12 protein-coding genes are annotated in these 14,449 nt (G+C 71.3%); 3 read left to right on the forward strand and 9 right to left on the reverse strand.

Going from position 1 to position 14,449, the window contains the following annotated elements:
- Positions 1 to 47 precede the first annotated feature (47 nt).
- The 5 genes from EXE50_RS11020 to larE form a co-directional block, all read right to left on the reverse strand.
- Positions 48 to 1,181, reverse strand: coding sequence for a Brp/Blh family beta-carotene 15,15'-dioxygenase (locus EXE50_RS11020; RefSeq protein WP_137705099.1), 1,134 nt, complete (start codon positions 1,179 to 1,181; stop codon positions 48 to 50).
- Complete coding sequence (locus EXE50_RS11025) at positions 1,174 to 2,007, reverse strand: lycopene cyclase domain-containing protein (protein ID WP_137705100.1); 834 nt, start codon at positions 2,005 to 2,007, stop codon at positions 1,174 to 1,176. The genes EXE50_RS11020 and EXE50_RS11025 overlap by 8 nt, the downstream gene beginning before the upstream one ends.
- Before the next feature lie 106 nt (positions 2,008 to 2,113).
- Complete coding sequence (serB, locus tag EXE50_RS11030) at positions 2,114 to 2,764, reverse strand: phosphoserine phosphatase SerB (RefSeq protein WP_053770334.1); 651 nt, start codon at positions 2,762 to 2,764, stop codon at positions 2,114 to 2,116.
- 180 nt (positions 2,765 to 2,944) lie between these two features.
- Positions 2,945 to 3,148 (reverse strand): hypothetical protein, encoded by a 204-nt coding sequence (locus EXE50_RS11035; RefSeq protein ID WP_053770335.1) that lies wholly within the window; start codon positions 3,146 to 3,148, stop codon positions 2,945 to 2,947.
- Positions 3,149 to 3,244: 96 nt separating this feature from the next.
- On the reverse strand, positions 3,245 to 4,189 hold the full coding sequence (gene larE, locus EXE50_RS11040; RefSeq protein WP_137705101.1) for an ATP-dependent sacrificial sulfur transferase LarE: 945 nt from the start codon (positions 4,187 to 4,189) through the stop codon (positions 3,245 to 3,247).
- A 132-nt stretch (positions 4,190 to 4,321) separates the two neighbouring features.
- Here larE and EXE50_RS11045 point away from each other — a divergent pair, with 132 nt between their 5' ends.
- Positions 4,322 to 6,337 (forward strand): helix-hairpin-helix domain-containing protein, encoded by a 2,016-nt coding sequence (locus EXE50_RS11045; RefSeq protein ID WP_137705102.1) that lies wholly within the window; start codon positions 4,322 to 4,324, stop codon positions 6,335 to 6,337.
- 49 nt (positions 6,338 to 6,386) lie between these two features.
- Here the strand turns inward: EXE50_RS11045 and EXE50_RS11050 are convergent, their stop codons facing one another.
- Complete coding sequence (locus tag EXE50_RS11050) at positions 6,387 to 6,767, reverse strand: RidA family protein (RefSeq protein WP_137705103.1); 381 nt, start codon at positions 6,765 to 6,767, stop codon at positions 6,387 to 6,389.
- A 116-nt stretch (positions 6,768 to 6,883) separates the two neighbouring features.
- Between EXE50_RS11050 and EXE50_RS11055 the strand changes: the two genes are divergently transcribed.
- Positions 6,884 to 7,132, forward strand: coding sequence for a hypothetical protein (locus EXE50_RS11055; RefSeq protein ID WP_137705104.1), 249 nt, complete (start codon positions 6,884 to 6,886; stop codon positions 7,130 to 7,132).
- 24 nt (positions 7,133 to 7,156) lie between these two features.
- On the opposite strand, the gene uvrA is transcribed toward EXE50_RS11055, so the two are convergent.
- Both uvrA and EXE50_RS11065 read right to left on the reverse strand, forming a co-directional pair.
- Positions 7,157 to 10,108 (reverse strand): excinuclease ABC subunit UvrA, encoded by a 2,952-nt coding sequence (uvrA, locus tag EXE50_RS11060; protein ID WP_137705105.1) that lies wholly within the window; start codon positions 10,106 to 10,108, stop codon positions 7,157 to 7,159.
- A gap of 99 nt (positions 10,109 to 10,207) precedes the next feature.
- Complete coding sequence (locus tag EXE50_RS11065) at positions 10,208 to 12,424, reverse strand: twin-arginine translocase subunit TatC (protein WP_137705106.1); 2,217 nt, start codon at positions 12,422 to 12,424, stop codon at positions 10,208 to 10,210.
- A gap of 156 nt (positions 12,425 to 12,580) precedes the next feature.
- Here EXE50_RS11065 and EXE50_RS11070 point away from each other — a divergent pair, with 156 nt between their 5' ends.
- Positions 12,581 to 13,816, forward strand: coding sequence for a twin-arginine translocase subunit TatC (locus EXE50_RS11070; protein WP_137705107.1), 1,236 nt, complete (start codon positions 12,581 to 12,583; stop codon positions 13,814 to 13,816).
- Positions 13,817 to 13,905: 89 nt separating this feature from the next.
- On the opposite strand, the gene EXE50_RS11075 is transcribed toward EXE50_RS11070, so the two are convergent.
- Positions 13,906 to 14,373: a hypothetical protein gene (locus EXE50_RS11075; protein ID WP_137705108.1), complete on the reverse strand. Its 468-nt coding sequence runs from the start codon at positions 14,371 to 14,373 to the stop codon at positions 13,906 to 13,908.
- Positions 14,374 to 14,449: the final 76 nt, after the last annotated feature.

A 14,449-nucleotide genomic window follows, 5' to 3' on the forward strand; every position in this document is an offset into this window, starting at 1 on the left:
GTAAGAGCGATGCGGTGCCGGAACCCCGCCGGCCCCGCGGCCCGCGGTCACCGGCCGGCGTCCGGCCGCCACACCGCCTGCCGGCGGTCGAGCCACGTGACCACGGCGACGTGCGGCAGCGTCATGGCCGCAATGGCGACCAGGGACACCGCGAGCAGGTCGCCCGGCGCCGCCACGCCGGCGGGCACCGAGACCCCGACCGCGCCCACAACGAGGAACCCGCCGAGCGTGAGCGGCGCGGCGTCGCGGCCGAAGCGGGCGAGCGCGCCGACCGCGTCGCCGGCCGACGCCGCGCTCGCCGCCTCGGGGTCGACGAGGACGAGCCGCCCGACGTGCCGGAGCGCGTGCCACAGCGCGAAGTACACCCCGACCGCGAACACCGGCGCCGCGAGCAGGAACCACGCCCACAGCACCGCCAACTCGCCGACGTCGCGGTGCCACCCGCCCGCGTCGCGGCCGCTCCTCACGCGACGGTAGCCGAGCCCGACCGACGCCAGCGTCGCGGCCGCCATCCCGACCCCGACGCCGACCCGGACGCCGGGCGCGAACAGCGGATCGACCGCGGCCGCCGCCGCGCCGGCGTCGACGAGGAACAGCCCGACGATCCACTCGGCCACCAGCCGGTACTCCTCGGGGTGCGCGAGGAGGGGGACGCCCATCGGGAGGCCCCCGCGGACGACGAGCGCCAGCCACCGCTCCGCCGACGTGGGGAGGTGGTCGACGCCGGCGATCGCGAGCGCCGCCACGTCGCCCTGGCCCCAGTGGAGCCACGTGAGCGCGATGAACCCGACGAACGCGGCGACGGGCGCGGCGAAGAACGCGGCGACGACCGCGCCGCCGAGGACCGCGTAGACGACCGAGACGACCGCGATCGACCGCCGGAGCGACACGCTCGGGTCGGCCCGCAGGGGGACGAGGTGGTCGACCGCGCCGTGCGCCATCCCGACGGCGAGGGTGCCGAGCGCGAACGTCGCGACGCCGACTTCGACCGGAAACAGGGGGGTCACGGCGCCGATCGGCAGCAGCGCGGCCAGCGCCAGCGCCGGGCGGCGCGCGAACCAGCGGTCGACGCGCTCGTTCGCGGCGTCGGCCGCCTCCGGCGCGTCCCCCGCGCCCGCTCCTGGGTCGCGCGTCGCCGCGGTCCGGGACTCGGCCGCGCCCGTCGACGCCGCCTCAGTCATCGACCACGTCGGGGTCCGGGTCGGCGGGCGGTTCCGGGCCGGGAACGTCGCGCTCACCGTCGCCCGGCGGGGACGGCTCCCCGACTGCCCGTCCCCGGCGGTCGTTCCAGTCGAGCACCCACTCGAAGAGGACGAGTCCGTTGACGGTCATCACGCCGGCCGAGGCGAAGAACAGCATCTCCTCGATCGGGAGTCCGAGAACGGTGACGCCCGTCGTCAGGTCGGGCGAGAGGTACCACGTGCCCATTCCGATCGCGATCCGGTCCGCGATCCAGAAGTACGCGGCCGGGAGCAGCGTGGCCGCGAGCCACATCTTGGGCGTCCGCACGAGGTACCCGCCGCCGACCCCCCACTGGAGCGCGAGGACGGGACCGACCCACGCGATCAGCCCGCCGAGGTAGAGGAACGAGGGGTCGAGGAGGACGAGTCCGAGCCCGATCGGCACCATCGCGAGGCCGACCGCGACGCCGGCGATCCGCGGCGCGCGGTCGAAGTCGCCCTCGCGGAACGTCGGGTCGAACCCGATCAGGTGGAGCGCGAACGCGGTGACGACGGTCTGGATCGCGAAGAAGAGGTACTCGCCGAGCGGGATCGACAGCGCGCGGACGAGCACCGCGCCGTCGGCGTACCCCCACGCGCCCTGCCGGATCATGTAGCTGATCCACGGGGTCGTGTAGAGGTACGCGATGGCGACGAGGATCGCGATCCCGGCCGTCGCGCGACGCCGCCGGACCGCGTCGTACCGCGGCGCGAGGTACCACAGGAGCGCGAGGACGGGGAGGCTGAAGACGAGGTGAAACTGGAGATACGTCAGCGTCGGCAGCATCGAACCACCCCAGCAGAGACACTCATACCCGTATATTTCCCTTCGTTTCTCTTTAACCCTTCAGCCGAACGTCGTCAGGTACCGCCGGACCGAACCGGTTCGGGCGTCACTCGTCGGCCGCGAGGACGCCGTGCGCCTCCAGCACCTTCCCGAGCCGGTACATGGAGGCGACGACCGAGTCGCAGACGGGGCGGACCGCGGACTTCGGGACGAAGCCGACCGCGAGCCCCGCGGCCTCCAGCATCGGCAGGTCGTTCGCGCCGTCGCCGACCGCCACCGTCTCGGTCATCGGGACGCCCACCTCCGCGGCGAGGTCGGCGAGCGCGTCGTCCTTCGTCCCCTCGATCAGCGGCCCCTCGGCCTCGCCGGTGAGCGCGCCGTCCGCGTCGGTCGGCAGCCGGTTGGCGACGATCGTGTCGACGGCGACGCCCTCGCGGTCGAGCGCCGCCTCGACGCCGCGCTCGAACCCGCCCGTGAGCACGGCGACGTGGTGCCCCTCGTCGCGTAAGCGCTCGATGAGGCGCGCGGCGCCGGGACGGATTCGGACCGCGTCGAAGGCGTCCTCGGCGTCGGCCGCCGACAGGCCGGCCAGAAGCTCCGCGCGCCGGTAGAGGCTCTCGGCGTAGCCGATCTCGTCGTTCATCGCCCGCTCGGTGATCTCGGCGACCTCGTCGGTGGCGCCCGCCCGCTCGGCGAGCAGGACCGTCATCTCGGAGTCGGAGAGCGTCCCGTCGAAGTCGAACGCGATGAGACTCATGGCGTTCGTTCGTCGCGGCGGGGCCTTGAAGCGCGCGGTCGGCCGCGAATGTCGCCGACGGAAACGTCCGTCGAGCCGCCCGTTCACAGCCGCTCGCCGCGGTACTTGACGTACGTGACCGCCTCGGCGCAGCCGCACTCGCTGTCGCAGCCGCTGCGACCGACTTCCGGCCGCGCTCGCTCACTCGCCGTCCGCGTCGGCGAGGAACTCCACGTCGCCGGCGATGACCGCGCTCGCGATGACTCCCACGCCGACGAGCGTCGCGACCCCGAGGGTGGTCAGCGTCACCGAGAGCGCCGACCCGCCGACCGCGACGCCGACGAACGCCCCGACGGCCCCGCCGACGCCGCCGGCGATCACCGCCAGCGTCTGTGCCTCCCGCATAGGTGTCGATTCAGCAACACCGTTTATAAGCGTTCCTGCCGGGTTCTCTCGGGTGATAACGCCGAACGGCGTCGCGTCAACCCCCTCTCCGGCCTCTCAGCGCGGGTACTGCCGTCCGAGGTCGCCGCCGGCCGCCGCCGACTCGCTTCCGTCCGCCCCGTCCGCGCCGTTCGCGTCGTCCGCGGGCTCGCCCTCGCCGCCCGGACTCACGCTGCCGGTCCGGTAGCCGGCCATGTCGAGGGTGACGTACTCGAAGCCGAGGTCGGTCAGGTGCTCGTGGACGGCGTCGGCGAAGGCGGGATCGAGCGCGCGCTCCAGCTCGTCGGGCGCGATCTCGACGCGGGCGAGCCCGTCGTGGTCGCGGACGCGGAACCCCTCGAAGCCCCACTCGCGGAGCACGCGCTCGGCCTTCTCGACGCGGGTCAGCCGCTCCTCGGTCACTTCGAGGCCGGTCGGGATCCGCGAGGAGAGACACGCCATCGACGGCTTGTCGGCCACGGAGAGGTCGTAGGCGTCGGCGATCGCGCGGACCTCCTCCTTCGCGATCCCGGCGTCCAGGAGGGGGGAGAACACGTCGAGCTCCTCGACCGCGCGGAGCCCGGGTCGGTGCCCCTCGCCCGGGTCGTCCGCGTTCGTCCCGTCACAGACCGTGTCGATCCCCCGTTCCTTCGCCGTCTCGTACATCTTCCCGAGCCGCATCGTCCGGCAGTGGTAACACCGGTCGCCGTCGTTCGCGACGAAGTTCGGGTCGTCGAGCTCGGAGAAGGCGACCGTCTCGTGGTCGATCCCGATCTCGCCGGCGACCCGCCGCGCGTCGTCGAGCTCCGCCGCGGGGAGCGTCTCGCTGCGGGCGGTACACGCCACGGCGTCCTCACCGAGCGCGTCCCGGGCCAGCGCCGCGACGACCGCCGAGTCGACGCCGCCCGAGAACGCGACGAGCACGCCGTCCCGCTCGGCGAGCGCGCCGCGGGCGCTCGCCGCCTTCGACGCCGTCTCGGGGCCGAGCGACCCGTCGCCGACGGGCCGCGCGTTCTGATTCATGGCCGGCGTTCGCGGCCCGCGCGAAAAAGCCCGTCGCACGCGGAACCGACGGCGGCCGTCCGGGGTTCGGCAGCGGCGGCCCGCGGGAGCGACCCGCACGCTTTAGACCGTTGCCGCGATACCGGCCGGTAGATGGATCTGGAGGCGATCCCCGGCGTCGGCGCCAAGACGGCCGCGGCCCTGCGCGAGCTCGACGACCCGGCCGCGACCGTCGAGTCCGGCGACGTGGCCGCCATCGCCCGCGCGCCGGGCGTCAACGAGGCCCGCGCGGCCCGCATCGCGCGCGGGGCGATCCGCCGCCGCCACGGCGACGACGGGCGGGTGCTGGCCACCGACCGGGCCCGCGAGCTGTACCGGGAGGCGATCGACCTGCTGCGCGAGCGGACCGTCACCGACTACGCCGCGAAGCGACTGGAGACGTTCTACCCGAGCGCGTCCGCCTCGCGCATCGACGAGGCCCAGGCGTTCGCGGCCGCCGCGACGGAGCGCGACCCCGACCCGGCGGTCCGCGAGGCGCTCGCGGACTGCGCGCCGCTCGCCGACCCCCCGACCGTGCGCGTCCGCGACCGGTGCCTCGCGAGCGCCGACGCCGAGACGCTCGCGCGGGCCGAGGCCGAGGTGCCCGAGCTCTCCGTCGAGACGGTCGAGGACGCCCGTGACGTCTCCGAGCTCGGCCGGTCGTACGCCTCGGTGATCGTCTTAGACGAGTCGTTCGCCGGCCTCGACGTGGAGGGCGACGTGAGCGTGCGCCCGGACGCGCTGGAGACCCCCGCGGAGACGGTCCCGGAGCGCCTGCTCGCCTTCTTCGCGGAGAACCGCGAGCGGCTGGAGGCGGCCGCGGCGGTCCACGAGGCCGCCGCGGCGGCCGGGGACCCCGTCTCGGACGGCGACCCCCCCGTCGACATCGACCGCCTGCGCGACGCGCTCTCGCGGCTCGACGACGACGGCACCATCGCCGGCGACGCGGAGTTAGACCGGTTGACGGTCGCCGTCGACGACCTTGACGCCGCGGTGTCGACGGCGGCGTCCGTCGCCGACGACCGGCTGCGCGAGGCGATCCGCGAGCGCGACGTCACCATCGAGGGGACCGACTTCCTCTCGCTGGTCGAGCAGGGCGCCCGCGTCGACTCGCTGCTCGACCGCGAGCTGGCCGACGAGTACGACGCGGCGGTCGACGCCGCCCGCGAGCACCTCGCCGACGCGCTCCGCTTAGAGCCCGAGGAGGCGGAGCTGGCGGAGCGCGTCTTCGGCGGCGACCCCTCCTTCCCGGTCGACCACGACGAGAGCGCGGTCTCGCGGCTCCGCACGGAGCTGTCGGCGGCTCGCGACCGGCGGGCGGCGACGCTGAAGGCCGAGCTCGCGAGCGACCTCGGCGACCTCCGCGAGCCGGTCGAGGAGCTCGTGCGCGACGCCCTCGAACTCGACGTGGAGCTGGCTATCTCGCGGTTCGCCGACGACTTCGACTGCGTCATGCCGGCGGTCGTCGGGTCGGAGGCGGCCGACGCGGACGCCGGCTTCCGCATCGAGGGCGGCCGCTCCCCGCTGCTCGACGTCGACTTCGCCGCCGTCGAGCCCGTCGACTACGCCGTCTCGGGCGCGACGCTCCTGTCCGGGGTCAACTCCGGCGGCAAGACCTCGACGCTCGACTTGGTCGCGCTGGTCGTCGTCCTCGCGCAGATGGGCATGCCCGTGCCCGCCGAGTCGGCCACCGTCGAGCGGTTCGAGGAGATCCACTACTACGCGAAGTCGCAGGGGACCCTCGACGCGGGCGCGTTCGAGGCGACGCTGCGGGACTTCGGCGACCTCGTCGACGGCGCGGACGGCCGGCTCGTCCTCGTCGACGAGCTGGAGTCGATCACGGAGCCGGGCGCCTCCGCGAAGATCATCGCGGGCATCCTGGAGGCGCTCGACGACCAGGACGCCACCGCGGTCTTCGTCTCCCACCTGGCCCGCGAGATACGCGACGCCGCCGACTTCGCGGTCGCGGTCGACGGTATCGAGGCCGCGGGGCTCGTCGACGGCGAACTGCGCGTGAACCGCTCGCCGAAGAAGGGGCACCTCGCGCGCTCGACGCCGGAGCTCATCGTCGAGAAGCTCGCGGACGACCGCGGCGGCGAGTTCTACGGCGACCTGCTGGAGAAGTTCTGAGGGCGGGGCCGCCGCGCTCGGCCGTTCGCGCCGCCGCGTTCTGCCGGCCTCAGTCGCCGTCGAGCTCCGCCGTGACCGTGATCTCCACGTCGAGCGGCGCGGGGAGCCGAGACACCTCGACGCAGGTCCGCGCCGGGTACGGGTCCGAGAGGAACGACCGGTACGCCTCGTTCACCGCGTCGTAGTCGTCCATGTCCGTGAGGTAGACGGTCGCCGACACGATCGCGTCCGGGGTCGTCCCGGCCGCCGCTAAGATCGCGGCGACGTTTTCGAGCGTCTGCGTCGTCTGTTCGCCGACCGACTCGGGCGCCTCCCCCGTGTCGGGGTCCACGCCCGTCTTCCCCGAGACGTGGACCGTGTCGCCGGAGACGATTCCCTGTGAGTACGGGCCGAGCGCTTCCGGCACGTCGTCCGTCGTGATCTCTCGCATGACCGGGGGACGACGCGCCGCAGCATCAAGATGCGGGTCGCGGGGGTCACCCCGCCCGCTCCGGATGCTTCCCCCGCGCCGACATATTCATACAGGCTCGGTCGGAACCGAGCCGTATGCCTGCCGTGTCCCCGTTCGGCGTCCTCCTCTTCGCGGCGCAGGCCGGCGTCGGCGCTCAGGTGTCCCGCTCGCTCCCCGACCGTGGCCGCGCTCGTCGCGCCGCGGTCGGGCTCGCCGTGGCGGTACTGGGTCTCTTGGTCCTGTTCAGATTCGGCGTCATCGCGGCGCTCGCCGCCGACCTGATCGCGCTCCTCGCCGTCGCGAGGGTGACGGGGACGTCCGGTCGCCGCCCGCTTCGAGGGTAGACGCCGGGCTCGCGGTGGGGCGTCTCAGTCGTCGTCGGCCACCGCCGGCTTCCGGCGGTCGTCGCGGGGGCCTTCGAGGTCGACCTTCGGGAGCATGTCCCGGAGGTAGCGCCCGGTGTGGGAGGCGTCCACGTGGGCGATCTCCTCGGGCGTGCCGTCCGCGACCAGCTCGCCGCCGCCGTCGCCGCCCTCGGGGCCGAGGTCGATCACGTGGTCGGCGTTCTTCACGAGGTCGAGCTCGTGCTCGATGACGACGACGGTGTTGCCGGCGTCGACGAGCCGGTGGAGCACGTCGATCAGCTTGCGCTCGTCCTCTTTGTGCAGGCCCGTCGTCGGCTCGTCGAGGAGGTACAGCGTGTCGCCGGTCGCGCGCTTCCCGAGCTCCTCGGCGAGCTTCACGCGCTGGGCCTCGCCGCCCGAGAGCGTGGTCGAGGGCTGGCCGAGTTCCATGTAGCCGAGCCCCACGTCCTTCAGCAGCTTCAGCCGGCGTTCGAGCCCGCGGTGGCTCTCGAAGAACTCGTGGGCCTCCGCGACGCTCATGTCGAGCACGTCGGCGATGGTCTTCCCCTTGTACTCCACGTCGAGCGTCTCGTCGTTGTACCTGGCCCCGCCGCACTCCTCGCAGGGGACGTACACGTCCGAGAGGAAGTTCATCTCGATCTTGACGGTGCCCTGCCCGCCGCACTCCTCGCAGCGCCCGCCCTTCACGTTGAACGAGAAGCGCCCCTTCTCGTAGCCGCGACGCTTCGAGAGCTTCGTCTCCGCGAACAGCTCGCGGACGTGGTCGAACACGTCCGTGTACGTGGCGGGGTTCGAGCGCGGCGTCCGCCCGATCGGCGACTGGTCGATGAGCCGCACCGTCTCGACGTCGTCGAGCCCCTCGATCGCGTCGTGTGCGCCGGGGTCGACCGAGGTGTTGTCGTTCATCTCGCGGGCGAGCCCCTTGTAGAGGATGTCGTTGACGAGCGTCGACTTCCCGGAGCCGGAGACGCCGGTGACCGTCGTCAGCGTGCCGAGCGGGATCGGCACGTCCAAGTCCTTCAAGTTGTGCTGGCGGGCGCCCCGCACCACGAGCTCGCCCTCGGGCTCGCGCCGCTCGTCGGGCACCGGAATCCCCTTCCGGCCCGCGAGGTAGTCGGCGGTCACCGACTCCTCGGCGGCGACGACCTCGTCGAAGTCGCCCTGGGCGACGACCTCGCCGCCGCGCTTGCCCGGGCCGGGGCCCATGTCGATGATCTCGTCGGCGCGCCGCATCGTCTCCTCGTCGTGCTCGACGACGAGGAGGGTGTTGCCCAGGTCGCGGAGCCCTTCGAGGGTGTCGAGCAGCCGGTCGTTGTCGCGCTGGTGGAGCCCGATGGAGGGCTCGTCCAAGACGTACAGCACGCCGACGAGCCCCGACCCGACCTGCGTCGCGAGCCGGATGCGCTGGCTCTCGCCGCCCGACAGCGTCGACGCCTCGCGGTCGAGGGTGAGGTACTCCAAGCCGACCTCCTCCATGAAGCCGAGGCGCGCGCGGATCTCCTTGAGGATCTCCTCGGCGATGGTCGTCTCGCGCTCGGTCAGCTCCGCCTCCATCCCCTCGAAGTGCTCGCGGGCCTCGGCGATCGACAGCTCGTTGACCTCGGTGATCGACGTGCCCGCGACCAGGACGTGCCGCGACTGCTCTTTCAGGCGCGTCCCCTCGCACTCGGGACAGGTCGTCACGGCCATGTACTCCTCGATGTGGTCGCGGGCGCGCTCGGAGTCGGTCTCGACGTGGCGGCGCTCCAGGTTCGGGATGACGCCCTCGAACCGCTCGGTCTTCTCGCGGGTGCCGTTCTTCGTCGTCCACTCGAAGTGGACCAGGTCGTCGGTCCCGTAGAGGAACTGCCGCCGGATCTCCTCGTCGAGCTCCTCGAACGGCGCGTCGAGGTCGACGCCGAAGTGGTCGGCGACGTTGTCGAGCTGTCGCGAGTAGTAGGTGCGGTCGTAGCTCCACGGCTCGAACACGTGCTTCAGCGGCTTCGACGGGTCCTCGATCACGAGGTCCTCGTCGACCTCCTTCGTCGAGCCGATCCCCTCGCACTCGGGGCAGGCGCCGTACGGGCTGTTGAAGGAGAACGAGCGCGTCTCGATCGCGGAGAACTGCACGTCGGAGTTGGGGTTGCCGAGCTCCTCGGAGAACTCCACGACGAGCCGGTCGTCGCCGTCGGCATCGGCCGCGAGCGACCCCGTCGAGCGCGCGTTCGACGCGAACGGCACGTCCTCGGGCGGGTCCGGGACGATCAGCTTGAGGACGCCGCCGGCCGCTTCGAGGGCGGTCTCGACGGAGTCGGTGATCCGCGAGCGGGCGTCCGGCGAGACGGTGACGCGGTCGACGATCACGTCGATCGTGTGGTCGTAGTTCTCGTCGAGCTCGGGGTCGTCGAGCGTGAGGTCGACCGGCTCGCCGTCGACCTCGACGCGGCTGTACCCGTCCGACACCAGCTCCTCGAACAGGTCCTCGAACGCGCCCTTCTGGTCGCGGACGACGGGCGCGGCGATCTTCGCGCGGGTGTCCTCGGGGAGGTCGAGGATCTGGTTCACCATGTCCTGGGCGGACTGCTCGCCGACCTCTTCGCCGGTGACCGGGTCGTACTGCGTGCCGATCCGGGCGTACAGCAGGCGGAGGTAGTCGTGGAGCTCCGTGACGGTCCCCACCGTCGACCGGGGGTTGTTCGCGGCGTTCTTCTGGTCGATGGAGATGGCCGGCGAGAGCCCCTCGACGGACTCAACCTGCGGTTTGTCCATCTGTCCGAGGAAGTTGCGGGCGTACGCGGACAGCGACTCGATGTAGCGCCGCTGCCCCTCGGCGTAGACGGTGTCGAACGCGAGCGACGACTTCCCCGAGCCCGAGAGCCCGGTGACGACGGTGAACTCCTCGCGCGGGATCCGGACGTCGAGGTCCTTGAGGTTGTGCTCCTCGGCGCCGCGGACCTCGATGTAGTCCTTGCTCATTTCTACTCTGCCGTTGCGGGCGCGCGCGGGAATAGTCGTCGGTCGCGGGGGCCTCGCGAGGCCGTTGCCGCCGGCGACCGCGCCGAGCGCGCGCGCGGCTCACTCCCCGATGAACTCCGCGGGCGGCGAGAGGTCGCGGCGCCCGCCGAAGGTGACGAGGAAGAGGACGCCGACGCCGATCCCGTACGCCAGCATTAGCGGGATCGTCGCGAGGAACATCGTGATCACGTCGGCGGGGGTGAACACCGCCGCGACGAGCATGATCCCGATCGTCACCTCGCGCCAGCGCTCCCGGAACACGCGGTACGGGACGCCCGCGTTGTTGAGGAGCACCATCGCGATGGGGATGTCCGCGAGGAAGCCGATCCCGATCGTGGTGTAGATGACGAGCCAGAGGAAGTCGCTCACCTGGTAGGTGATGACCATGTCGGCGAGGCGCGCGTCCGTGACGAGCCAGCCGATGATCCCGGGCGCGATGGTCGTGTACCCGAGCGCGAAGCCGCCGATCATCCCGGCGCCGAGCGCGCCCGCCCAGAGGTACACCTGGTAGATCCGCCCGGCGACGAAGCCGCGCTCGCGGAGCGCGGGCCACGCGTAGTAGAGGGCGACGGGGAACGCGGCGAAGATGCCGAGCATCACCGAGAACTTCACCATGAAGATGAGCGCCTCGACCGGGTGGAGCGTGATGATGTTGATCCCGCCCTCCACCTCCGCCGGCACGCGCCGTTCGAGGTCGGCGCGGACGGTGCCGAGGCCGCCGAGGTACAGCCACGTGAACGCGGCCGCCATCACGGCGCCGAACACCGCGACGATCCGGAACGACCGCGTGCGCAGCGAGTCGAAGATGAACTTGAGGTCCTTGTAGTAGCCGCCGATGTCGTCCTCGGCCGCCTCCTCGTTGCCGTCCGTCAGCTCGGCGAGGAACGTCGAGCCGGCGCGCGAGGTCCGGTTCTGGACGGAGCCGACCAGCCCGTCGCCGCCGTCCCCGGCGTCGCCCGCGGCGTCGGCGTCGCTCGCGTCCGACTCGCCGTCGTCGTCGCTCCCCTCGTTCACCTCGTCGTAGCGGTCGAGGATCGCCTGCGCCTTCTCCGGGTCGTCGTCGTCGATCGCGGCCTGCGCCAGCGCGAGCGACTCCTCTTCGCCCATCTCGGCGAACGCGTCCGCGGGGGCCGCCCGCACCCCCGCGGCGTCGAGCTCGCCCACGTCGATCGCGGTCGGGTCGCCGTACTGCGCGCCCGCGCTCGTCGTGTCGAGGTCGGTGTACACCGCCCACAGCGTCGCGACGGCCGCGAACGCGAGCGCCCAGAGGGCGGCATAGACCCAGAGCGCGGTGGCGGGGTCGAGGCCGAGCCCCTCGCCCGGCGCGAGGAAGCGGCGGGTGCTCCCCGCGAGCCGCAGGAGGTCGTTGACCGCGGTCCGGCCGCCGTACTCGTAGAAGCCGTACACGAGCGCGCCGCCGAGGACGGTCGCGCCCCCGACGACGTTCCAGTGGTCCCGGACCGCGCCGAGCACGTGGATGCGGTCGGAGCTCCGCTTGGCCGTGACGACGAGCTTCGCGAGGTAGAGGCTGAACCCGTACAGCGCGACCAGCGGGAACGCCCACAGGAGCTGCGTGAACGGGTCCGGCGGGGAGAAGACGGCGCCGAACACGAAGATGGCGACGACCGCGTAGCGCCACTTGTCCCGGAACGTCTCGTACGGGACGATCTCCGCGTACGACAGCCCGGTGATGAGGAGGGGCATCTGTCCGGCGAGCCCGAAGGACAGCGAGAGGAAGACGATGAACTCCGTCCACATCACGATCCCGTAGGTCGGCTGAATGTCGGCCTCCAGGCCGAACTCGGCCAGGAAGCCGAACATCAGCGGGAAGAAGGCGAAGACGCCGTAGGCGACGCCGGCGGAGAACAGGCCGGCGCCGAGCAGCCCGAGCAGCGCGAGCTTCCACCGAGCGATCGGCGACTGCGGCCACATCCCCCGGGCGCGGAGCTCGTCGCGGGTGACGTAGATCAGCGGCGGGATCGCGGTTATCGCGCCCACGATCAGTCCGATCTTCGCTTGGAGGAGGATCACCTCGAACGGGGTCGTCGCGATGATGTCGGCCTCCTCGGCGACCGCGGCGCTCATGTTCGACTCCGTCACCTCGCGGAGCCGGTCCCAGATGTACGTGCGCAGCGCCCAGAACGTCGCGAGGAAGCCGATGAGGAAGACGACGAACACCTTCTGGAGGTCCTTCTGGATCGAGCGAAGGAACGCCTTCGCCGTCTCCTGGCCCTCCGCGATCGACCGTTGGGTGTCCTCGTCGAGGGCGCTCGCCATACGGAGGGCGAGGGCCGTCGCCGTTATCAACCTTTTCGACCGCGGGCGCCGCCGCCGGCGCCGTTCCGGGACGGCCCGCGGAGCGACGCCGATCGGTCCCGCGCGGCGCCGCTATCCGAAAAGGTTGATAACCGCCCGGTCGCGTAGGGAAACTGAATGGACGACTCGGACCGGTCGCGCGACGACGACTCGGCCGCCGCTGACGGGTCGACCGACGAGGCCGAACCCGAGAGCGACGGCGCCGTCGACGACGGGTCCGAGACCGACGCGGAGCCGTCCGCGGGCGTCGAGTCCGAGGTGACACCCGAGGTCGAGCCCGAGGTCGGGTCGACCCACGGCGACGACGACTCCGCGGCGGGCGAGACGGACGGCGACGACGACGGGTCGCCGGAGACGCTCTCGGACCCGGACGAGGTGGTCGAGGCCGAGGACGCCGGTCGGTCGGCCGCGCTCGACGACGGTGACGAGGCCGACGAGGAGTCGGTCGAGGCCGAGGCGTCTGCGGACGACGAGGCGTCTGCGGACGGCGAACTGTCGGCCGACGACGCGACGGTGGACGACGCCGAGGCCGCCGGCGACGGCGGCACCCCGGCGACGACCGCCGAGGCCGCGGACCCCGCGACCGCCGGCGTGCCGACGACCGAGGACGACGAGCCGTTCGACGGGATCGAGGGCCCCGAGACGGACGAGGAGATGCCGCTCGCCGTGCACATCGAGGAGATGATGCGCCGGCTCGCGGTCGTGTTCCTCATCGGCGGCCTCGCGACGCTCGTCGTCGTCACCGAGTCGACGGAGCTCATCAACTACTTCTGGAGCTACCACATCCCGGCGCCGATGGAGAACCGGCCGCGACTGTACGGCCCGCTCGAACTCCCGCTCACCCGGCTGAAGGTGGCCGGCCTCGCGGGCGTCGTGGTCGGGCTCCCGGCGTTCGTCTACGAGACGTACCGGTTCATGCGGCCGGGGCTGTACCAGACCGAGCGGCGCTACTACCTCGCGGCGGTGCCGACGAGCCTCATCCTCGGCGGGATCGGAATCGCCTTCGCGCACTTTCTCGTGTTGCCAGCGATCTTCTCGTATTTCACCACCTACACCTCCGACGCGGCGACGATCGCCTTCGGGCTCGCGGAGACGTTCAACCTGATCGTCATCATGCTCGCGTTCATGGCGATCGTCTTCCAGATCCCGCTTTTCATCATGCTCGCGATCATGATGAACCTCGTCACCCGGCAGTGGCTGGAGGCGAAGCGGCTGATCTTCTGGGGGACGTTCCTCGGGATCGCGTTCCTGTTCAGCCCGGACCCGACCGGGATGGCGCCGATCATCGTGACGCTCACGATGATCGCCCTCTTCGAGGGGACGCTCGCGATACTGCGCTGGACCGGGAATTAGATCCAGGCGCTGTCGCTCGTTTGGCTTCGTTGAACCCCTCAGTAGGTGATATGTCTTTAGAGCTGTGCTGCATAGAGAGCGCGAGTGCATCACGAGTCAAACGAACAAAGACCATCAGGAGGATTATCGTAATCACACGCTCGGCGGTAGCCGAAGTCGAGGCGTTCTCCTTCCCAGAGCGTGCCCTCGGCAATTGCAATCGAACAGTCGCCACCGTCTGTCTCGTACCCTTGGAACGACTCGGTAACCCAGTCGCTATCGTCGACTCGAACATCGACTTCGTATCGTCCACGGGCACTCTCCCAGTCGCACTCCGGAATCGCGCTCTCGACGACGGCCCCGTCCTGTCCGGCCACATCGTGTGTCGAACGGTGAACGTTTGTGCCGTCGCGTCTCACCCGAATTGCAATCTGGTGAGCGTTCTCGGTGGAGTTGTGAACTGCGACGTAGCCAAGTTGGAACGACTCGTTCGGAATCCCCGCGAGACTATCTAGACACCCGGACGTCGAGGCGGCCCCATAGGTAGCGAGCGAGGCAAGGAGGGCACGACGATTCATACGTCGGTTTTTGTCCTTTTCAAAAAGTATCTTCCCATACCCGTCTCGTCAGATACATCCTCTGTATCTCGCACGG

This window comes from Halorubrum sp. ARQ200, from assembly GCF_005435115.1.
GTDB lineage: Archaea > Halobacteriota > Halobacteria > Halobacteriales > Haloferacaceae > Halorubrum > Halorubrum tropicale.